This window comes from Streptomyces sp. W1SF4 (assembly GCF_003950035.1).
GTDB classification, from domain to species: Bacteria; Actinomycetota; Actinomycetes; order Streptomycetales; family Streptomycetaceae; genus Streptomyces; species Streptomyces racemochromogenes.
The window spans coordinates 596,845-616,469 of the sequence record NZ_CP034350.1; the positions used below are offsets into that span (position 1 = coordinate 596,845).

Annotated in this window: 16 protein-coding genes and 2 pseudogenes; 9 read left to right on the plus strand and 9 right to left on the minus strand. The window is 72.4% G+C overall.

The annotated features are described in order from the left end of the window. Positions 1–307: 307 nt before the first annotated feature. Together D1J60_RS02965 and D1J60_RS02970 are read left to right on the plus strand one after the other, a co-directional pair. Positions 308–1,753, plus strand: coding sequence for a hypothetical protein (locus D1J60_RS02965; protein ID WP_125820017.1), 1,446 nt, complete (start codon positions 308–310; stop codon positions 1,751–1,753). A gap of 162 nt (positions 1,754–1,915) precedes the next feature. Next, positions 1,916–2,449 (plus strand): EF-hand domain-containing protein, encoded by a 534-nt coding sequence (locus tag D1J60_RS02970; protein ID WP_125820018.1) that lies wholly within the window; start codon positions 1,916–1,918, stop codon positions 2,447–2,449. Positions 2,450–2,518: 69 nt separating this feature from the next. Here the strand turns inward: D1J60_RS02970 and D1J60_RS02975 are convergent, their stop codons facing one another. From D1J60_RS02975 to D1J60_RS03000, 6 genes and pseudogenes are all read right to left on the minus strand, one after another. Then, entirely contained in the window at positions 2,519–3,481 is a 963-nt protein-coding gene (locus D1J60_RS02975; protein WP_125820019.1) for a class I SAM-dependent methyltransferase, read from the minus strand. Beyond that, positions 3,478–4,590 (minus strand): NAD(P)-dependent alcohol dehydrogenase, encoded by a 1,113-nt coding sequence (locus D1J60_RS02980; protein ID WP_125820020.1) that lies wholly within the window; start codon positions 4,588–4,590, stop codon positions 3,478–3,480. Before D1J60_RS02980 ends, D1J60_RS02975 begins: the two co-directional genes overlap by 4 nt. Next, positions 4,587–5,996, minus strand: coding sequence for an aldehyde dehydrogenase family protein (locus D1J60_RS02985; protein ID WP_125820021.1), 1,410 nt, complete (start codon positions 5,994–5,996; stop codon positions 4,587–4,589). Before D1J60_RS02985 ends, D1J60_RS02980 begins: the two co-directional genes overlap by 4 nt. Before the next feature lie 7 nt (positions 5,997–6,003). After that, a complete protein-coding gene (locus D1J60_RS02990) occupies positions 6,004–6,759 on the minus strand; it encodes a (5-formylfuran-3-yl)methyl phosphate synthase (RefSeq protein WP_125823829.1) in 756 nt (251 codons plus the stop codon). A 553-nt stretch (positions 6,760–7,312) separates the two neighbouring features. Next, the gene (locus D1J60_RS02995) at positions 7,313–7,597 is read right to left on the minus strand and encodes a hypothetical protein (RefSeq protein ID WP_125820022.1); all 285 of its coding nucleotides are present in this window, start codon (positions 7,595–7,597) and stop codon (positions 7,313–7,315) included. Between the two features lie 148 nt (positions 7,598–7,745). Continuing rightward, a pseudogene (locus D1J60_RS03000) lies at positions 7,746–8,216 on the minus strand (VCBS repeat-containing protein); the annotation flags it as partial. Between D1J60_RS03000 and D1J60_RS03005 the strand changes: the two are divergent. Next, positions 8,217–8,645 (plus strand): annotated as a pseudogene (locus D1J60_RS03005) (transposase); the annotation flags it as partial. 65 nt (positions 8,646–8,710) lie between these two features. On the opposite strand, the gene D1J60_RS03010 reads toward D1J60_RS03005, so the two are convergent. Then, positions 8,711–10,327, minus strand: a complete 1,617-nt coding sequence (locus tag D1J60_RS03010) for an MFS transporter (RefSeq protein WP_125820023.1) — start codon at positions 10,325–10,327, stop codon at positions 8,711–8,713. Between the two features lie 520 nt (positions 10,328–10,847). Then, on the minus strand, positions 10,848–12,254 hold the full coding sequence (locus D1J60_RS03015) for a hypothetical protein (RefSeq protein WP_125820024.1): 1,407 nt from the start codon (positions 12,252–12,254) through the stop codon (positions 10,848–10,850). A 341-nt stretch (positions 12,255–12,595) separates the two neighbouring features. Here D1J60_RS03015 and D1J60_RS03020 point away from each other — a divergent pair, with 341 nt between their 5' ends. The 6 genes from D1J60_RS03020 (at position 12,596) to D1J60_RS03045 (ending at position 19,121) form a co-directional block, all read left to right on the plus strand. Then, positions 12,596–13,951: an MFS transporter gene (locus D1J60_RS03020; protein ID WP_125820025.1), complete on the plus strand. Its 1,356-nt coding sequence runs from the start codon at positions 12,596–12,598 to the stop codon at positions 13,949–13,951. 16 nt (positions 13,952–13,967) lie between these two features. Next, positions 13,968–15,905, plus strand: coding sequence for a GAF domain-containing protein (locus D1J60_RS03025; RefSeq protein WP_125820026.1), 1,938 nt, complete (start codon positions 13,968–13,970; stop codon positions 15,903–15,905). A gap of 116 nt (positions 15,906–16,021) precedes the next feature. Next, positions 16,022–16,411 (plus strand): GntR family transcriptional regulator, encoded by a 390-nt coding sequence (locus tag D1J60_RS03030; RefSeq protein ID WP_125820027.1) that lies wholly within the window; start codon positions 16,022–16,024, stop codon positions 16,409–16,411. Positions 16,412–16,528: 117 nt separating this feature from the next. Then, entirely contained in the window at positions 16,529–17,413 is an 885-nt protein-coding gene (locus D1J60_RS03035; protein ID WP_125820028.1) for a MetQ/NlpA family ABC transporter substrate-binding protein, read from the plus strand. After that, entirely contained in the window at positions 17,410–18,462 is a 1,053-nt protein-coding gene (locus tag D1J60_RS03040) for an ATP-binding cassette domain-containing protein (RefSeq protein ID WP_277607492.1), read from the plus strand. The genes D1J60_RS03035 and D1J60_RS03040 overlap by 4 nt, the downstream gene beginning before the upstream one ends. Further along, a complete protein-coding gene (locus D1J60_RS03045) occupies positions 18,459–19,121 on the plus strand; it encodes a methionine ABC transporter permease (RefSeq protein ID WP_125820029.1) in 663 nt (220 codons plus the stop codon). Before D1J60_RS03040 ends, D1J60_RS03045 begins: the two co-directional genes overlap by 4 nt. Before the next feature lie 67 nt (positions 19,122–19,188). Here D1J60_RS03045 and D1J60_RS03050 read toward each other — a convergent pair whose 3' ends face one another. After that, on the minus strand, positions 19,189–19,566 hold the full coding sequence (locus D1J60_RS03050) for a hypothetical protein (protein ID WP_125820030.1): 378 nt from the start codon (positions 19,564–19,566) through the stop codon (positions 19,189–19,191). Positions 19,567–19,625 lie beyond the last annotated feature (59 nt).

A 19,625-nucleotide genomic window follows, 5' to 3' on the forward strand; every position in this document is an offset into this window, starting at 1 on the left:
CGGCGGAGGCCCGTACGCCCCCGCCGTGTGTTGCCCCCATGCTGCGGGAACGTGAACTGCGTGAACAAGCTGTGGCCGGCCGCCACGGGAAGATCCGAATCGCCGGGGCAGCGGATAGCGTCGCCGTCAGAGCCGTTCCGGGGAGCAACCGCCACACGGAAGCAGGGGCCGGGCCGCACCATCGGCAGCCGCCCCGTCGGCCGTTCCCACCACGCCGGCCGACCCCGGGTGCCGCCGCATCCGGTGCGGCCGCCGGCCCCTCGCTCCGCAGCCGTCGCCTCCCCTTCCCGTCACGAGGACCCCCCTGATGCCGTTCTCCCTGCCCGCGGGCGGGCGCCTTGCCGTGCTCGCCCTCTCCCTCACCATGGCGCTCGGCAGCGCCCCCGCCGCCGCCGAGCCGGCTTCCCCGTTCGGCCCGCAGGCGCCGCAGAACCCGGCCACCGCCGCCAACGGCGCCGCGACCATGCACGGCGACAGTGCCTCGAGCGGTACCACGCCCCACCCGGGGCCCGGGACGTCCGCGATCGACTACTCCCGCACGGCGCTGGCTTCGGCCTGCCCCACCGTGGTCGTGGGCGGCGACGGCTACGTGGTCGCGCTCTGCACCACCATCTTCGGCCAGACGCCGACCGTGCACCTGCTCGACCCGGCCACCGGGGCCGACCTCGCCTCCCTGGCGCTGCCCAAGGGCAGCCTCTTCGGCGGCGTGTACGCCTACCTCGACAACGCCGACCGGCTGGTCGTCGTCGACGGGAACAACAACCTCGTACGCGTCGCCCACCGCCGCGCCGGCTCCGGATGGACCCTCCGGATCGAGCAGTCCACCCCGCTCGGCAACGCCGTCCCCGCCGGGGACAACATCGTCGGCCTCACCCCCGACTGGGAGGGCAGGGTCTGGTTCGCCACCAGCGGCGGTGTGATCGGGACCGTGGACACCGCCACCGGGGCGGTGCGCAGCATCAGCACCGGCGAGGGCGTCCAGAACAGCATCTCCACCGTCCCGGGCCGGACCGCCGTCGCCACCGACCACGCGCTCTACCTCCTGTCGGCCGGCCCGGACGGTACCCCCGTGGTGGACTGGCGGGCGCCGTACGACCGGGGTCCGGCCCGCAAGCCCGGCCAGCTCAGCTGGGGCACCGGCACGACCCCGAGCTTCTTCGGGCCGGGCAACGGCACCGAGTACGTGACGATCGTCGACAACGCCGCCCCGCACGGGAACCTGCTGGTCTACCGGGCGGCCGGCGGACCGGACCCGGTCTGCCGGATCCCCGTGCTCACCCAGTACGCCCGCAGCGGCACCGAGGACGCCGTCATCGCCTCCGGGCGCAGCGTCTTCGTCACCAACACCTACGGCTACCCCTACCCGGCCCTGCCCGCGGGTGCTCCGGCGAGCCAGCCCTCCTCCGCGAGCTTCGAGGGCGGTCTCAGCCGGATCGACGTGAACGCCGAGGGAACGGGCTGCTCGGTGGTGTGGAACAGCCCGGTGAAGTCCGCCGCACTGCCCCGGCTGTCCCTGGCCGACGGGAAGATCTACACCGTCTCCGTGACCGGTCCGACGGGCAGCGCCGGGCTGAACACCTTCGCCCAGTACCACCACTCCGTCATCGATCCGGCCACCGGCGCCCAGCTCACCAGCTCCTTCCTGGGCATCGGGCTGGTCTACAACCCGCTCCAGATGCGGGGGACGGCCGCCCCGGACGGCACCCTCTACCAGGGCACCGAAACCGGAGTGGTCCGCATCTCCAAGCGCTGAGCCGCGAACCGCCCGTCGGCGCCGTGCCGGTTGCCGGCGGACTCACTCCTTCGGGTAGCCGCGCCCGCCGCACCGTCACGGCTCTCCCCCGGCGCGGTTACCTGGAACGTACTCATCGAGCAAGGCCCGGCACCGACGGGCCGCACGAGACAGGTGACGGGCATGCGCACTGAGGCCGCCAAGCGGGCCGAGCTGGTCTTCTCCCTCTTCGACGCCAACGGCAACGGAGTCATCGACTCCGGCGACTTCGACCTCATGACGGAGCGCGTTCTGGAGGCGGCGGTCGACTCGGACGCCGATGCCAGGGAGGCCATCCGGACCGCGTTCCGCCGCTACTGGACGACGCTGGCCACCGAGCTGGACGCCAACGGCGACGGCGTGATCACCCTCGAGGAGTTCCGCCCCTTCGTACTCGACCCCCAGCGCTTCGGCCCGACGGTCGCCGAGTTCGCCACGGCGCTCTCCGCACTCGGCGACCCGGACGGGGACGGCCTGATCGAGCGCCCGCTCTTCATGTCGCTGATGACGGCGATCGGCTTCGAGAAGGCGAACATCGACGCGCTCTTCGACGCCTTCGCCCCGGACGCCGCGGACCGCATCACCGTGGCCACGTGGGCCGCCGGCATCGAGGACTACTACGCCCCGGACCTGGCCGGGATTCCCGGCGACCGGCTGGTGGGCGCCCCGGCCGTGTGACACGGCCCGGTCGGGAGGGTCCCGGGGCGGCGTCGGCCGTCCCGGGACGCACCGGCGGCCCGCCGGGCGTCACGGGCCGGGCTTGTGGGCGAAGACCCACCGGTTGCCCTCCAGGGCGTCGTTCGGTTCGGGAAGCGGACCGCGTCCGTGCCGGCGGGTGAAGTCGAAGGGGGTCTGCACCGACGTGGACCAGCCCCTGGCCGTCAGGTGACCCGCCGAGTCGGGGCGCGGTCCCAGGTCGAAGAGGTCGAGCAGGTCGATCCCGATCTGCTCCCGCGTCGCCGTGTAGATCGCGCTGTCGCGGTACGCCAGCAGGTCCTTCTCCAGCTTGGCCTCGAAGGCCAGGGCGCTGCCCCCGGTGGTCAGCCGGTCCACCGTGTCGACGAGGTACGTCTCGGCGGTGGCCGGCAGGTAGAAGAGCAGCCCCTCGGCCAGCCAGACGCTCGGTGCGCCGGGGTCGAAGCCGGCGGAGGTCAGCGCGGTGACCCAGTCCGCGCGCAGGTCGACCGGTACCGGGACGCGCTTCGCCCTCGGGGCGGCCGACAGGTCCGTGAGCACCTGCTGCTTGAAGGCCAGCACACCCGCCCTGTCGATCTCGAAGACGACGCAGTCGGACGGCAGGTCCAGCCGGAAGGCACGCGTATCAAGTCCCGCGCCCAGCAACACCACTTGACGGGCGCCGTCGTGGACCGACCCGAGGACGAAGTCGTCGAGGACCCGGGTCCGCAGCCCGAAGTAGCGGGCGAACCTGCCCCACAGCGGGTTCTCGTCCCCCTCCGGGACCTGCCCGATGCGTACCGGCCAGTCCGCGCACGCCGGGGCCGCGCGTACGAAGTGTTCGGCGTGTACGTCCTGGGCCAGGCTGTCGTGGCGGTGGGTCTCGATCGCCCGGGCGGCGGCGACCAGGAGGGCGGTCAGCCCCACACCTGCGTCCACGCCTTCCGCATCAGCCGGCCGCCGGGTCGCCGTGGCGGCCGTTTCTCCTCCGGTGGCCCGGTGGGGGGAATCCTTGGTGAGGGAGGTTTCGCTCATCGGTCTCTTCTTTCCGGCAGCAGGACGGGTTTGACCACGCGGCCGGCGTCGCAGTCGCGTTCGGCCTCGTTGATGTCGGCCAGCGGGTAGGTGCGGATCAGTTGGTCGAAGGGGAAGCGGCCGGCCTGCCACAGGCCGGTCAGCCGGGGTATCAGCAGTCCGGGTACCGCGTCGCCTTCGCAGATGTGGCGGATGCCCCGGCCTGCGTCGAGCGTGCCCGGTTCGAGCGGCAGCGGGGTGTGGAGGCGTGCCACGAGGCCGAGGGTGCCGGTGGGGCGCAGTGCTCGGAGCGCGTCGTTGACGAGCGGGGCCGAGGCCGTGGTGTCCAGGGCGTACTGGGCTCCGCCGTCGGTCAGTCGGCGGATCCGTTCGGGGAGTCCGTGCGGTCCGGCGGACAGCGGGGTGGCACCGAACCGTTCGGCCAGGTCCAGCCGCTCGGGATGCCGGTCGACGGCCACGGTCCGCACGCCGGCGGCGGTGGCCGCCATCACGGCGGCCAGGCCCACCGCTCCCGCGCCGAGGACCACGAGGGTGTCGCCGGGTCCTGCCGCAAAGGTGTTCAGTACGGCTCCGGCACCGGTGAGGAAGCCGCAGCCGAGCGGCCCGAGCAGTTCGACCGGCAGGGCGGGGTCGACCCGGACGGCGTTGCGGGCCGGGACGAGGGCGTACGCGGCGAAGGAGGACTGGCCGAACCATCGGGGGGCCAGGCCCTTTCCGGTCGCGTCGGTGAGCCGCGGCGGATCCTCCTCGCGCCCGCCGAAGAGGTTGAGGGAGGCGAAGGAGTCACAGTAGGCGGGGGCCGCGGCGCTGCAGTTCCGGCAGTGTCCGCAGGAGTCGAAGCTCAGCACGACGTGGTCGCCGACGCCGAGCACGACACCGGGGCCACCGCCCGTCGCCACCACCACTCCGGCGCCCTCGTGACCGAGGACCGCCGGGAGCGGGCTGCGGCCGGCCGATCGCCGTACCGCGAGGTCGGTACGGCACATCCCGGCTCCCGCGATCTGCACCAGGATCTCGCCGGAGCCGGGTTCCGCGCTCAGGGCCACTTCCTCGATCGTGAAGGGGTCCTCGTACGAGCGCAGGACGGCCGCCTGGAACCTCCTCGTCACGCCTCCTCCTCCCGCGGCCGGTGGACGACGAAGGGCCGCAGGTTGCCGTAGAGGCCCCACGGGCCGCCTGCGACACCGACGCCGCTGTCCTTGACGCCCGCGAAGGGCTGGGCCAGGGAGAGTTCGGCGTGGTGGTTGATCCAGGCCGTGCCGCATTCCAGCCGGTCGGCCACCGCCTCGGCCCGGTCGAGATCGGTGCCCCAGACGGAGCCGCCCAGCCCGAAGCCGGTGCCGTTGGCCGCGTGGACGGCCTCGTCGAGGTTGCGGTACGGCAGCACCGGCAGGACCGGTCCGAACTGTTCCTCGGTCACCACCGGGCTGTCGGGCGGGACGTCGGTGAGGATCGTGGGAGCGAAGAAGTAGCCCGCTCCGTCGAGCCGGTGGCCGCCGGCCGCAGCCCGGGCGCCGGCCGCCAGCGTCCGCCGCGTGACCTGCTCGACCCGGGCCAGCTGGGAAGCGTTACTGACCGGACCGATCCGGGTGTCCGGGTCGAGTCCGGATCCGACCGTGACGGTCTTCGCGCGCTGGGCGAGGGCTTCGACGACCTCGGCGTGGAGCCGGGCGGGGGCGTAGACGCGTTTGACCGCCATGCAGACCTGCCCGCAGTTGCGGAACGCGGCCCAGAACAGCCGGTCCGCGATCCGGTCCACGTCGACGTCGTCCAGGAGGACGGCGGCGTCGTTGCCGCCCAGTTCCAGGGTGACCCGGGCGAGCGAGGCCGCCGCACCCTCGGCGACGGCCCGGCCGGTGGGCACCGAGCCGGTGAAGGTGACGTGACGGATGCCCGGGTGGGCGGCCAGCCGGGCACCGAGGGGTTCACGGCCCGTGACGACGGTCAGGACGTCCTCGGGCAGGACGGCGGCGAGGACATGGGCGAGCAGCCGGGTGGCGAGGGGGGTGTGAGGGGACGGTTTGAGGACCACGGTGTTGCCGGCCGCGAGGGCGGGCGCGAACTTCGCCGCCGCGAGCTGGAGCGGGAAGTTCCACGGCACGATCGCGGCGACGGGCCCGACGGGCCGCCAGCGGACCTCGCTGTGCACGGGTCGGCCGTCGTCGATCCGGCGGGTCCTGGGGGCCAGGTCGGCGAAGTAGCGCAGCCGGGCCGCCGTACGGGCGATTTCGGCGTACGACTCGGCCAGGGGCTTGCCCTGTTCCCGCGTGAGCAGCCGGGCGAGGTCGTCGCCGGCCGTCTCCACGGCGTCGGCGGCAGCGCGCAGGGCGGTGGTGCGGGCGGCGCGGTCGCCGCGCCAGCGGCGCCAGGCCCGCTCGGCCCGGGCGACCGCCTCGTCCAGCTCGTCCGGCTGCTGGTCGGGAGCCTCGTCGAAGGCCTCCCCGGTGGCCGGGTCGACGACGGCGAAGCGTGCGCCGCGATGCCCGGGGGCGCGATCGGCTTCTGGTGTCGGCACCGGGTGGTCAGCTCACGGCCGGGGCGGCGACGGCGTGTTCCCGGGCCTGCCGGTCCATCTCGGCGCGGAAGGCGGCGACCAGATGCGGCTGGATCCTCCCGACGTTGCGGTCGCCGCCGGCGCAGACCGCTCCTCGCACGCCCACGATGTCCGTGCCGATACGGGTCAGCGGACCGAGATCGGCCTGTTTGACGCTGCCCGCGAGGGCGGCGAGCAGACCGGACGCGTGGGCGCGCCGGACGAACTCGGCGCAGGCGTCGGGCGGGACGTGGTCGAAGAGCCGCGTGCCGTCCTTGATCGCGGTGTCCAGCATGGCCGCGTCGGCACCGGCGCGGGCGGCGATGTCGGGCAGGGCGAGCGGGTTGACGCAGCCGATGCGGTGGGCGTCGGCGTAGCCCGAGGCGACCACGAGCGCCTCGGGGCGGTGATCCTTCACCGCACGGACGACCGCCCGCATGACCTCGATGCCCTGCTCGGGTGTCGTACAGCCGTACAGGCCGACCTTGATGTACGTGGCGCCGGAGACCACCGCGCCGAGCGCGGCCTGCGCCACCGTGCCGGGCTTGTACGGCACGTCCCCCACGGTGGCGGACACCGGCTTGTCCGCCGGCACCGCGTCGCGGATCTCCCGGATGACCCAGGGGAAGTTGGCTCCCAGCGAGCCCTCGTCGGGCTTCTTGACGTCGACGATGTCGAGGTGTTCCGCAGCCTTCGCGCAGTCGAGGGCTTCCTCGACACCGTCCGGGGAGATGAGCAGCAACACCATGAGCTCCTTCCGCCGCATGCCCGCCCGGCCGAGGACAGGGGTGCGGATCAGCTGGTTCACCTGCGGTGCGCTCATCCTTTCCGTCGCCCCGCGGCCACCGGTAGGGCGCGCGTGGCTCCCCGGAGGCGCGCGGAGGCACACGCACGCCGCGGCGTGCCCCGGCGCGCCCCAGTGTGCACCGACATCTGCCGCTGCACGCCACCCCTGCCTCCCGATGCGCACTTGTGCACTCCGGTACCCCTGGTGTGCCTCGTTGACCAACGCCCGCTGGGCCCGCACCTCGGATGTACCGCAGACCGTCCGTCCGTCGCAGTCGCTCCGGAGAGTCCACCGGCCCCACGTCACCAACCCCGCGCCGAACCGGCTTCACCCGCGCCCTGGCGGCGCAGCTCGCCGTGGAGGCCCCGGTCCTGGACCACATCGCTGCCCGGTCCGAACCGGTAATCGCGGCGGCGCGCCCAGTGCGGCAGCCATCAATTCGTATCAGCGGTCCGGGCTGCGGTCCCCCCGATCATCCGCGGCGCGAAGGCCGGTACGGCGCGCACCTTGGTCAACAGGGTTTCTTGCGGGTGGTTGCATACTCGGGGGCATGCGTACGTCCAGGAGCAGCGCCCCCGTCACCGGCGAACCGGTGGTGGGCCGGCCCCGGCGGGACGATCCGGTGGCTGTCGCGGTAGGAGCCGGTGAAGGTGTCGACGCCGGCGGCGGCGTCGACGGATGACAGTCGACGGGCGTAGCGGTCCACGTTCGCCGCCACGCTCGGCGTCAGGGCGTCGACCGCGGTCAGCACGATGGGCAGCTTCGCTCCCGCGGCGTCCGGAAATTCGTTCCGCACACGCTCACTGGTCTGCCGGCGCGGCAGCCGGCTCGCCGTGGCCGGCGTCCGGGACCTGGCGATCCGACTGTGACCCCGCCTGACGGGCCCCGGTGGTGGGCGGTCCCGGGGCCTCGCGCGTACGGCAGGCCCCGGCCCACGCACCCGGTCAGCGGGTCCGGAAGCGGCGGTAGAGGTTGCGGGCCACGTACACGCCCGGACCTCCGAAGCCGACGATGTCGACGCGCCCGTCGCCGGTGACGTCGGCGAGGAAACGGGGGTGGTGGCCGACGCGCCAGGCGCCGGCGGCATCGTCGTACCCGAAGCCGCGGCAGACCAGTTGGGCCTGTTCGAAGCGGCCGTCGCCGAGGTTGTGCGCCATCCAGACCCCCTCGTCGCCGAAGCCGATGATGTCGGGGTTGCCGTCGCCGGTGACGTCGGCGAGGAAGCGGAGGTGCTTCTCGGGCGTCCATCCCTGGGCGGTGCCGAAGTCGTTCAGGACGAGCTTCGAGGGCTCGAAGGTGCCGTCGCCGAGGCCGCGTGCGACGACGACGCCGTGGGGGCCGAAGCCGATGACGTCCGTCGCCCCGTCGCCGGTGGTCCGCAGCGCGAACCGGGGGTGCTCCTCGGTCGAGGTCCACGGGACCACACCATCGCCGAACGGTCGAAGAACTACCGGTACTCCACCAACCACCAGGTCGTCATCGACGCTGACACCCGCCGGGTCGTCGTGGTCGGCCGGCCGCTCGCCGGAAACCGCAACGACTGCAAAGCGTAGGAAGAATCCGGCGCCAAGGCCGCCGTCGGCAAGACCCTCACGATCGCCGACGGTGGCTACCCGGGCACCGGACTCGTCATCGCGCACCGCCGCGGGCGAGGCCAGACCGAACTGCCGGACTGGAAAGAAGAGCACAACAAGTCCCACAAGCAGGTCCGGGCCCGCGTCGAGCACGTCTTCGCCCGTATGAAGACCTGGAAGATCCTCCGCGACTGCCGCCTCAAAGGCGACGGCGTCCACCACGCCATGCTCGGCATCGCCCGGATGCACAACCTCACCCTCGCCAGATAGGCCAGCGGGCTACACGACCACGGAGCCTGCCCGAGGCAGCTCGGAGATCATTTACGGGACAACCCTTAGGGCTGTGTCGAGCGGGGCTGGGCCGTCGGGATGCGGTGGGTGAAGAACAGCGCGAGAAGGGCGGCGAGGGCGAGGATGGCGAGGGCAGCCTGGAGGCCGTCGAGCCTGGCTGCGGCGTTCGCGTCCAGTGCCGCCTGCGACACCTCCGTGGTCGTGCCGGCTTCGTCGAGGGCTGCCTCGAGCTGCGCGTCCGACAGGAACGGTGCGCCGCTCTGGATCTTGACGGTCGCCTGGCTCTTGACGCTCTCCGGGATCGCCGGGTTCTGCTGGATGCTGATCAGGAAAGAACTGGCAAGGGCGGCGATCATGACCGATCCGGCGAGTGCCGTACCGATCGAGGCGCCGAGGTTCGTGACGGCGTTCTGGACGCCGCCGACCTCCGCGCTCTTCTCCTCCGGTACAGCGGAGACGGTGACCGATCCGAGCTGGGACGCCAGTGCGCCCATTCCGAGACCGATCAGCAGCAGGGGGACGGTGACGACTTCCGCACCGGCGCCGACGTCGAGCGCGGCCATCAGGATCACCGCACCGGCGAGCAGGGCGAGGACCCCGAGCCGTACCACGCGCCGTGGCGAGACGTCCGGGAGGAAGCGGGGGATCAGGACCGCGGCCGCCAGCAGGGTCACCGACAGCGGCAGGAGGCGGGCACCCGTCTGCAGCGCGGACAGGCCCAGGGCGACCGACAGGTAGAGCGGTACGACGAAGAACACGCCCATCTGCACCAGGTACTGGAAGAAGAACATGGTCAGCCCACCGGTGAGCTGCTTGTTCTGCAGCAGCGCCGGGTCGATGAGCGGGTCCCTGCCCCGTTCCACAAGGCGAGCCTCCCAGCGCAGAAAGAGCCAGATCAGCAGCAGACCTGCCAGCATCAGCCACACGACCAGCGAGATCCCCAGCCACGAGGGCGCGTCGGGCTTCGGATGGAACCAGCCCCATTCGTCCGAGCGGAGCACCCCGTAGACGAAGAGCCCCAGCCCGAGCGCGGACAGCACGGCGCCGACGAGATCGATGCGCTTGCGTTCGCCGACCGGGGCGTCGGCGATGCGGCGCGCCAGCACCAGGATGCCGAGCACCACCAGCACCTCACCGGCGAACACCCACCGCCAGGAGAAGTACGTCGTCGCGACCCCGCCGATGAGCGGCCCGACCGCGATCGCCACGGCCCCGGCCGCCGCGACGAGTCCGTAGGCGGCGGGACGGCGTTCGGGAACGAAGTTGCCGGCCACCAGCGCCACGATCGCGGGCAGGATGAGTGCCGCCCCGAGGCCTTCGAGAAGCGCCCAGCCGAACAGCAGCACGGTCAGGTTCGGTGCCAGCGCCGTGGTGAGGGAGCCGGCCCCGTAGATGCAGCAGCCGATCAGGAACGCGCGTTTGCGGCCGATCAGCGCCCCGACCTTGCCGCCCGGGATCATGAACATCGCCATCACGAGGGTGTAGGCGGTGATCGCCCCCTGGATGCCCGACACGGTCGTGCCCACGTCCTCGGCCACCGTCGCGATCGAGACGTTCATGACCGAGCTGTCGAGCGCCATCAGGAACTGGCCGGCCGAAAGCGTCAGCAAGACGACCCGCGCTGGTGCCGAACTCTCGACAGAGCCTGCCCTCGATGCCATGGGCGGGATCGTCCCAGCAAACCCGGAGTGCGTATCCGCGACCCGCCACGCACATCGTCTGATTGGCGGAGGCGCTACGCCATACAGAAGGGGGCCCTCGTCACGGGCATCGCTCCGCTCGGCCTTACGAATGGGCTACCGCTTACGGCCCAGGCCATCGGCGGACCCGACGCCGCTCTCGTCGCTGCGGCGCGATCCGAAGCCGGGATCCACACGAGCGCAAGCACCGCACGCTGCACTTACGGCTACCTCGAAGCGCCTGCCGTCAGCCCTGGCCGATGGGCCCGGGCCACGCCGATCGCCGAGGGCTTCTGGCGCCGTCAGGTCCGCGACTGACACCAGGCACCGACCAAGATCCGGACCATTGCCGGACCAGCTCCCTCCGTGGAGCTGCAGGCATGACCATTTCCGCAGGTCAGCATGAGTACGTCGGCTGTACCACCAGAAGACCAAGAATCTGCTGGCCTGCACGCTCAGGACGGCCGGGAGCTGGGGCCGGGGATTTCCAGGGGTGTGGGGGTCAGGGTGCTGAGGTCGGTGGTGTCGCCGACGCGGGCGAGGTAGAGCCGGTAGGGCTCCCCGCCTGCGGGGCGCAGCGTGACGTGGTGGCCCTCCGCGCGGCCCGCCGCCAGGGCCTGCAGGGCCCTGTTGGCGGCGCCTCCGCCCGTGAGAGCGCGCGCAGGACCGGGGAGTCCTGGCCGTTGAGCTCGATGCTCAGGCTGGCGAGGAACGGGTTGGCGACGCAGTGTCCCTCGATGAGGAGTCGGGCGATGCGCAGCAGCACGCGGTCGGCCGGCCGCAGCTCGCTGGGGACGGAGAAGTGGTGCCGTGCGTGCTGCTGGACCACGTGCAGGTCTTCCACGGTCAGCCGGAGCCTCGCGAGCCGTTCACGGTCCTCCTGGGTGAGACCCGCCCCCGGGAACGTGCCCGCGGCCAGCTCCTCGCCGTTGAGGCGCAGGCGGAAGGCGCTTCCCTCCATGACCTGGCCGTAGATGTCGAGGGCCTGGAGAGCGTCGGGGCAGGACAGGCCAGTCAAGTCGACGGCGCAACTGGCCGCGGTCGGAACGCTCGCGTCGTCGGCGTGGCAGAACGTGAGCCGTAGTCCGGTGAACGCCAGGTCGAGGCTGCTGCCGAGCTGCCCCTTCCCCATGGCGCGCACGGTTCCCTCGTGCACCGATCGGACAGCCCCGGAACCGTCGAGAAAGACCAGCTCGACGCTCTGCCCCTGGCCCGGGGCGGGTGACAGCGGCTCCATCCGGACCTCGGCGTTCTCGCCGTCGATGCGGAGCCACTCAGGGCCATGCACGCTGAGCTCCTGGATAGCGGAGGCGGGCAGGATGAGTTCCTCGGCGGTGCCGAAGCCCACGACGCGCCGCACCGCAGCCGTCAGGCCCGGATCGGCGTCCTTGAAGTGGCCGCGGACGGTGAAGTAGATCGGGCTCACCTGCTGCGCGCGGGGGTGCTTCGGCCTCAGGGTCTGCACCACCGCGCCGTTGCGGTAGGCGACGTCGATGGACCAGTGCAGATCGAGGCGGTCGATGCGCCGGCCCAGGGCACCGACCCTTTGGGCGATGTCGTCGGTGCCGCCCGCCAGGAACGCCAGTTCCGCCCTGTAGTCGCGTGCCGCCTCCCGCAGGTCGTCCCGGACGAACGAGCTCTCCAAGTCCGCGTGGAGGGCCAGCTTGTCGTCCAGCCATGCCCGGTCCAGAACACGGATACGCGGTCGCTCCGCCCCCGCACCGAGATCCTGGACGTAGGCGCGCTCCGAGAGCGTCAGCGCGCACGGTACGACCAGCACCCAGTCGTCAGGATCGTGCTCCAGCGCCTTCTTGAACGACCGCTTGATGCCCGCTCTGCGGCCCTGGGACGAGCCGGGGAAGCCGTCCGGGAAGTACTTCAGCTGGTAGATCCGCACGCGCCCGTCCACGGTCACCTGGATGTCGATGCCTCCGTCGCCGCCGCGCCCGTTCCTAGTGGCCTCCGAGCGACAAGCTCGCGAAGCCGATCCACGCCGAATGTTGGGGTTCAACGCTGCGTAGTCAGCACGGAAGTCAGTACCGCCCTGCCAAAGCGGGCGGAATTCTGCATATCCGGCGCGATGCGGAGGGATGTACTCCGAGGGTGGAATTGAGCCACCAATGGTGGTGTGGTGCCAACGCACACAAGACGGCACCCGATTGTGATGGCCCGCCACATATGCCGCTGACCTGGGGACTTCTACGTTGTGGCGACACCGATGTCCCCGCAGACCCCTTGGAAGTGGTGCACATGGTCTCCCCCGCAGCGAGCAGAACCAGCCCGTCCGGCATACGCAGGATCGTCGCCGCGAGTCTCGTCGGGACCACCATCGAGTGGTACGACTTCTTTCTCTACGGCTCCGCCGCCGCGCTGGTGTTCAACACGCTGTTCTTCCCCGCCAGCGACCCCCTCGTCGGAACCCTCCTCGCCTTCCTCACCTACGCCGTCGGCTTCGCCGCGCGGCCCATCGGCGGGGTGGTGTTCGGGCACTTCGGGGACCGGATCGGGCGCAAGCGGTTGCTCGTGGTGAGTCTGCTGATGATGGGCGGGGCCACCTTCGCGATCGGGTTGCTGCCGACGCACGCCGCCGTCGGCGGGGCCGCGCCCGTGCTGTTGACCGTGTTGCGGCTGGTGCAGGGGTTCGCGCTCGGCGGGGAGTGGGGCGGGGCGGTGCTGCTCGTCGCCGAGCACGGGGACGAGCGGCACCGCGGGTTCTGGGCCTCGTGGCCGCAGGCCGGTGCGCCCGGCGGGAACCTGCTGGCCACCGGGGTGCTCGCGCTGCTGGCCGCCGTCCAGTCCGACGAGGCGTTCCTGGCGTGGGGGTGGCGGGTGCCGTTCCTGCTGTCCGGGGTGCTGGTGGTGGTCGGACTGTGGATACGGGTCTCGGTGTCGGAGTCGCCGGCGTTCCTGGAGGCGCGGGCCCGGGCCGAGGCCGAGGAGGCGGCGGGGGTGCGGCAGCGCCCGCCGGTGGTGGAGGTGCTGCGGTCGGGCCGGCGCGGGGTGCTCACGGCGATCGGGGTGCGGGTCGGGGAGAACATCTCCTATTACGTGCTGACGGCGTTTCTGCTCGTCTACGTGACCGTGCACCTGCACCTGCCGAAGGGGGACGCGCTGAACGCCGTGCTGATCGGTTCGGCGGTGCACTTCGTGACGATCCCGCTGTGGGGCGCGCTGTCGGACCGGATCGGGCGCAGGGCCGTGACCCTCGTCGGGTCGGTCGGGATGGCGGGCTGGGCGTTCGTCTTCTTCGCCCTGCTGGACTCGCGTTCCTTCCCGGTGATCGCCCTCGCCGTGACGGCCGGGCTGCTGCTGCACGGGGCGATGTACGGACCCCAGGCGGCGTTCATCTCCGAGATGTTCGACACCCGCGTCCGCTACTCGGGGGCCTCCATGGGCTCGCAGGTCGCCTCCATCATCGGCGGGGCCCTCGCGCCGATCATCGCGGTGGAGCTGCTGAAGGAGTACGGGTCCTCCGTGCCGGTCTCCGTCTACCTCTGCGCGGCCGCGCTGGTCACGACGGTGACCGCGCTCGTCGCCCGGGAGACCCGCGGCCGCAGCCTCGACCGGGCCGCCCGTACGGCCGCACCCGTCCCCGTCAAGGGCTGACCGGGGCCGCGCCCGTATGCTCACCGGCGTGACCACCGTGACGGAAGGCATACGGGAGCTGCTGGGACTGCTGGCCCAGGGGGCGCCGGCGGAGGAGTTCGCGCGGCCCGCGGCGGCCGCGCGCGCCGCCGGGGCGTCCGGGGCCGAACTGGCCGCCCTGGAGGAGGCGACGGGGGTGGCGCTGGAGGTCCACCGGACGCTGGGCCGGCACCGCACCCGCGAGGCGGAGCTGACCGCGCTGTTCGACACCGCCGGGGACCTGGCCGCGCTGCGCGACCTGGACGCCGTGCTGCGGGCCATCACGCACCGGGCCAAGCAGCTGCTGCACACGGACGTCACGTACCTGTCGCTGATCGACGAGGCGGCGGGCGACACCTTCATGCGGGTGACCGAGGGCTCGGTGTCGGCCGCCTTCCAGCAGCTGCGCCTGGGGATGGGCGAGGGGCTGGGCGGGCTCGTCGCGCAGACGGCCCGCCCGTACGCCACGGGCGACTACCAGCGCGACCCGCGTTTCCAGCACACCGGCCCCATCGACAGTGCCGTCGGCGAGGAGGACCTGCACGCCATCCTCGGCGTCCCGCTGCGGCTGGGGCCGAAGGTGATCGGGGTGCTCTTCGCCGCCGACCGCAGCCCGCGCGAGTTCAGCCCGCGCGAGGTGGCGCTGCTGTCCTCGCTGGCCGACCACGCCGCCATCGCCATCGACGGGGCCCGCCTGCTGGAGGAGACCCGCCGGGCCCTGGCCGAACTGGGCGCCGCGTCCCGGACCATCCAGGAGAACAGCGACGCGCTGCGCCGGGCGGAGCGGGCGCACGACCGGCTGACCGGCCTCGTCCTGCGCGGCGGCGGCGTCGCCGAGGTGGCGGCCGCGATCGGGGCGCTGCTGGAGGGCGGCACCCTGGTCCACGACCCGGAGGGCAGGGAGCTGGCCCGTACGCAGGCCGGGCCCTGCCCTCCGCCGGCCGGGGCCGTGGCAGCGTCCCGGTCCGGCGGCCGGGCCGTGGCGGAGGGCGGCACCTGGGTGTGCGCGGTGCTGGCGGGGCCCGAGCTCCTGGGCAGCATCACGCTGACCGGCCGCCCGGGCCTGGACGAGGCCGGGCGGCGCCTGTTCGAGCGTGCGGCGACGGTCACGGCCCTGCTGCTGCTCCTGGGCCGTTCGGTGGCGCAGACCGAGGACCGGATCCGGGGGGAGCTGCTCGGGGACCTGCTGAGCCCGTCCGCGGATCCGGGGGGTCTGGCCGTGCGGGCCCGCCGGCTGGGCGTGGATCTGGACCGTCCGCACGCCCTCTTCGTCCTGCACAGCGACGCCGTTCCGCGGCCGCGGCTGCTCACGGCGGCCGCGCACCACGCCCGCGAGCGCCACGGGCTGGCCGGGGTCCACCACGACCACGCCGTGCTGCTGGCCCCCTCGGAGGCGGCGGGCGCCGACGCGGCCCGGCTCGCCGGGGCCCTCGGGCGGAACGTGGGCGCGCCGGTCACGGTGGGTGCGGCGCGGGCCGGCGAGGGCGCGGGCGGGCTGCACTCCGCGCACGCGGAGGCGTTGCGCTGTCTGTCGACGCTGCGGGCGTTGGGGCGGGCCGGCGACGGGAGCACGCTCGCGGAACTCGGTTTCCTGGGGGTGCTGCTGGGCGACCGGGCCGACCTGTCGGGCTTCGTACGGACCGTGCTCGGGCCGGTGCTGGACTACGACGCCCGGCGCGGCAGCGACCTCGTGGGGACGCTGCGGGTCTACTTCGCGACGGGCATGAGCCAGGCGCGGGCGAGGGAGGTCCTGCACGTGCACGTGAACACCGTGGTGCAGCGCCTCGACCGCATCGGCCGGCTCCTCGGCCCCGGCTGGCAGTCCCCGGACCGCTCCCTGGAGCTCCAACTCGCCCTGCGCCTGCACCAGGTGTCGGCTCCGCAGGAGCCGGCGGCCCCGGGGCCGGCTTCGCCTCGACCACGGCCGGCGATCTGACGGCCTAGGCTGGCACGTCACCCCCGGAACCCCGGGAACCGGAAAAGCCCCGGAACCCCGAAGCCCGGGAAGCCGGAACCCGGGATGGACCGAGAAGCAGCAAGGAGGCGGGCACCGTGGTCGTGTTCCGCATCGAACGCCGCAGCGGACTGCCCGCCTACCTCCAGATCGTGCAGCAGGTGGAACAGGCCCTGCGGATGGGGATGTTGGCCGAGGGCGACAAGCTGCCGACGGCCGCGCAGGTCGCCGCCACCACGAAGGTCAACCCCAACACCACGCTCAAGGCCTACCGCGAGCTGGAACGTTCCGGTCTCGTCGAGGTGCGCCAGGGCTCCGGCTCCTTCATCACCCGCTCGCTGGCCACCCCGCAGACGGCGCCGGAGTCCCCGCTGCGCACGGGGCTCGGGGAGTGGATGCGCGAGGCCCGCGAGCAGGGGCTGAGCGCCCGCGACGTGTCGACGCTCTTCGGCGCGGTGCTGGGCGAACACTACCCGCCCACCCCCTGAGCCTTTCATTCGTTGCAGGATCGTGAATACGATCTTTCATATCAAGATAAAACCCGGATCCCTGCCTACTGTTCACAGGTACCTCGCTCAACGCGTTCTTCTACCTCTGGATCCACGATGTCTGCTGCCCCATCGCGCCGCCGCCGCACCGCCCTCGCCCTCACCACCACCGCGACCGCCCTCGCGCTGCTCGTCTCCGGCTGCGGGTCCGGCGGCTCGGACGGCAAGCGCATCCGCGTGGGCGTCTCGGGGGACTCCCCCGAGTGGGAGGTCCTCGCCAAGGAGGCCAAGAAGGAGGGCCTCACCGTCGAGACGGTGGTCTTTGACGACTACTCGCTGCCCAACAAGGCGCTCAGCGCGGGCGACATCGAGCTCAACGCCTTCCAGCACCTGGTCTTCCTCGCCCAGTCCAACACCGAGAACAAGACCGACATCGCGCCCGTCGCCGCGACCACGGTCGTGCCGCTCGGCCTCTACTCCGGCAAGCACAAGCAGCTCGCCGACCTCCCCGACGGAGCCTCGGTCACCCTGCCCAACGACCCCGCCAACCAGGGCCGCGGACTGCGCGTCCTGGAACAGGCCAAGGTCATCGAGCTGAAGAAGGACGCCGGCCTCTTCGCCACCCCCGACGACATCACCGCCAACCCCAAGCACATCAAGATCACCCCGGTGAACGCCCAGCAGACCCCGCGCACCCTCAAGGACGCGGACGCCGCGATCATCAACGACGGCGTCGCCGAACTCGCCGGCATCGACGCGAAGACCGCCCTGTTCAAGGACGACCCGGCGAGCCCGCAGTCCGTCCCGTACCTCAACGTGATCGCCGCCCGCGCGGACCGCAAGGACGACCCGGACTACGCGAAGATCGTGAAGCTGTACGCCTCCAAGGCCGTCCAGGACGAGGTACGGCGCACCAGCAACGGCACCGCCCACCACATCGACCTGCCCGCCCCGGAGCTCCAGGCCGAGCTGGCCCGCATCACCAAGCAGCTGGCGAAGTGAGCGCCGCAGCCTCCGGCCCCCCGGCGGCCGCCGTCCGTCCGGCGGTCGAGTTCCGTTCCGTGCGCAAGGAGTTCCCCGGCGGCGCCGTCGCCGTCGACGACGTCAGCCTCACCGTGGGCGCGGGCACCGTCTTCGGGGTCGTCGGTCACAGCGGCGCCGGCAAGTCCACCCTGCTGCGCCTGGTCAACGGCCTCGAGGAGCCCACCTCGGGCAGCGTCCTGGTGGACGGCCAGGACCTGGCCGCCCTCGGGGAGCGCGGACTGCGGCCCGTACGCCGGGAGATCGGCATGATCTTCCAGCAGTTCAACCTCTTCCGCTCCCGCACCGTCCTCGGCAACGTCCTCTACCCCCTGCGCCTGGCCGGCCTGGACCGTGCCGCCGCCCGGGCACGCGCCGAGGAGACGCTGGAGTTCGTCGGGCTCTCCGGGCACGGCAAGCGCTACCCCGAACAGCTCTCGGGCGGGCAGCGGCAGCGGGTCGGCATCGCCCGCGCCCTCGCCACCCGCCCCAAGGTGCTGCTGTGCGACGAGGCCACGTCCGCGCTGGACCCGCAGACCACCGGCGAGGTACTGGCGCTGCTCCGCCGGGTCAACCGCGAACTGGGCGTCACCGTCGTCCTGATCACCCACGAGATGGACGTCGTACGCGGCCTCTGCGACCGGGTGGCGGTCATGGAGGACGGCCGGGTGGTCGAGACGGGCGAGGTGTACGAGGTGTTCGCGCGGCCGCAGCACCCCACCACGGCCGCCTTCGTCCGCTCGGCGCTGCACGCCGAGCCGGACGGTGAGCTCCTGGAGCGGCTGCGGGCACGCCATCCGGGCCGGCTCGTGACCGTACCGGTCGTCGACGGAGTACCGGTCATGGAGGGCCTGTCGCCGCTGCTGCGCGAGCACGGCGTCGACTTCGCCTTCGTCCACGGCGGGGTCGGCGAGGTCCGCGGGCGCCCGCTGGGCAGCGTGACCATCGAACTGCGGGGCGAGCGGGCGGCGGTGGAGGCCGTCGAGGCGGGCCTGGCCCGGTCCGGCCGCCGGAAGGCGGGTGTGCGGTGAAGGCCGACTGGAGCACCTTCTGGCCGAAGGTCCTCGACGCGACCGGCGAGACCGTCTACATGGTGCTGATCACCCTCGCCCTGTCCAGCGCGGGCGGTCTGGCCGTCGGGCTCGCCCTCTACGCCACGCGCAAGGGCGGCGTCCTGCCCAACCGGGTGGTGCACGCGGTGCTCGGGACGTTCATCAACGTCATCCGGCCCGTCCCCTTCATCATCGCGATCGTGGCCCTCGCCCCGGTCACCCGGGCGGTGGTCGGCACCATGATCGGCACCGATGCCGCGGTCTTCCCGATGACGGTCGTGGCCACCTTCGGGATCGCCCGGATCGTGGAGTCCAACCTGCTGGCCGTGGAGCCGGGCGTCGTCGAGGCGGCCTGTTCGATGGGGGCCGGCCCGCTGCGGATCCTGCTCACGGTGCTGGTCCCGGAGGCCCTCGGGCCGCTGGTCCTCGGCCTGACGTTCATGCTCGTCGCGCTGATCGACTTCTCCGCGGTGGCGGGCACCGTCGGCGGCGGCGGAGTGGGCAACCTGGCCATGACGTACGGGTACCTGCGCTTCGACACGTCCGTGATGGTGGTGACCGTACTGGTCCTGATCGTGCTGGTGCAGTCGGCCCAGTTCCTGGGCGACCGCGTCTCGCGCCGGATCCTGAGGCGCTGACCACTGACCGGCTTCGTCGCGGCGGACGGCGGCGCCCCCCTGGCGGAGGGGCGCCGCCGTCGTCCGGTCAGTAGGTGTAGCTCAGACCCGACTTGTACGGGGTCAGCGTCCGCTGGCCCACCACACCCCGGTACGTGTACCAGCCCCACTTCTTGCACATCGTCTGGTAGCTCAGGGTGTTGTAGGCCCCCGACCCCACCCGGACGCGCGGGTAGATGACGTTGTCGCCCCAGTCCCCGGTGGCGGGGCCGCTGGAATAGGCGTCCACCCCCCAGTAGACCCCGACGACGGACCCGCCGGCCGGGCAGTTCCAGCTGCCGAAGTTGACCCAGACGTTCCCTCCCGTCCAGGCGCTGGCCGGAGCGGCGCTCAGGCCGACGACTCCGAGCGCCATCAGGGAACCCGTCAGTACCGCACGGGACTTACGCAGCAGTGATCCACGCATGTGACCTCCCCGGTCACGGCCGGGCGCCTTCGCACCCCCTGCCGTGCGCAGCAGGCTGC

Coding starts and splice junctions, on each gene's coding strand:
- D1J60_RS03010 (WP_125820023.1), bottom strand. CDS start 10,327: ATGGCATCGAGGGCAGGCTCTGTCGAGAGTTCGGCACCAGCGCGGGTC.
- D1J60_RS03020 (WP_125820025.1), top strand. CDS start 12,596: ATGGTCTCCCCCGCAGCGAGCAGAACCAGCCCGTCCGGCATACGCAGG.
- D1J60_RS03050 (WP_125820030.1), bottom strand. CDS start 19,566: ATGCGTGGATCACTGCTGCGTAAGTCCCGTGCGGTACTGACGGGTTCC.
- D1J60_RS03025 (WP_125820026.1), top strand. CDS start 13,968: ATGCTCACCGGCGTGACCACCGTGACGGAAGGCATACGGGAGCTGCTG.
- D1J60_RS02970 (WP_125820018.1), top strand. CDS start 1,916: ATGCGCACTGAGGCCGCCAAGCGGGCCGAGCTGGTCTTCTCCCTCTTC.
- D1J60_RS03035 (WP_125820028.1), top strand. CDS start 16,529: ATGTCTGCTGCCCCATCGCGCCGCCGCCGCACCGCCCTCGCCCTCACC.
- D1J60_RS02965 (WP_125820017.1), top strand. CDS start 308: ATGCCGTTCTCCCTGCCCGCGGGCGGGCGCCTTGCCGTGCTCGCCCTC.
- D1J60_RS02975 (WP_125820019.1), bottom strand. CDS start 3,481: ATGAGCGAAACCTCCCTCACCAAGGATTCCCCCCACCGGGCCACCGGA.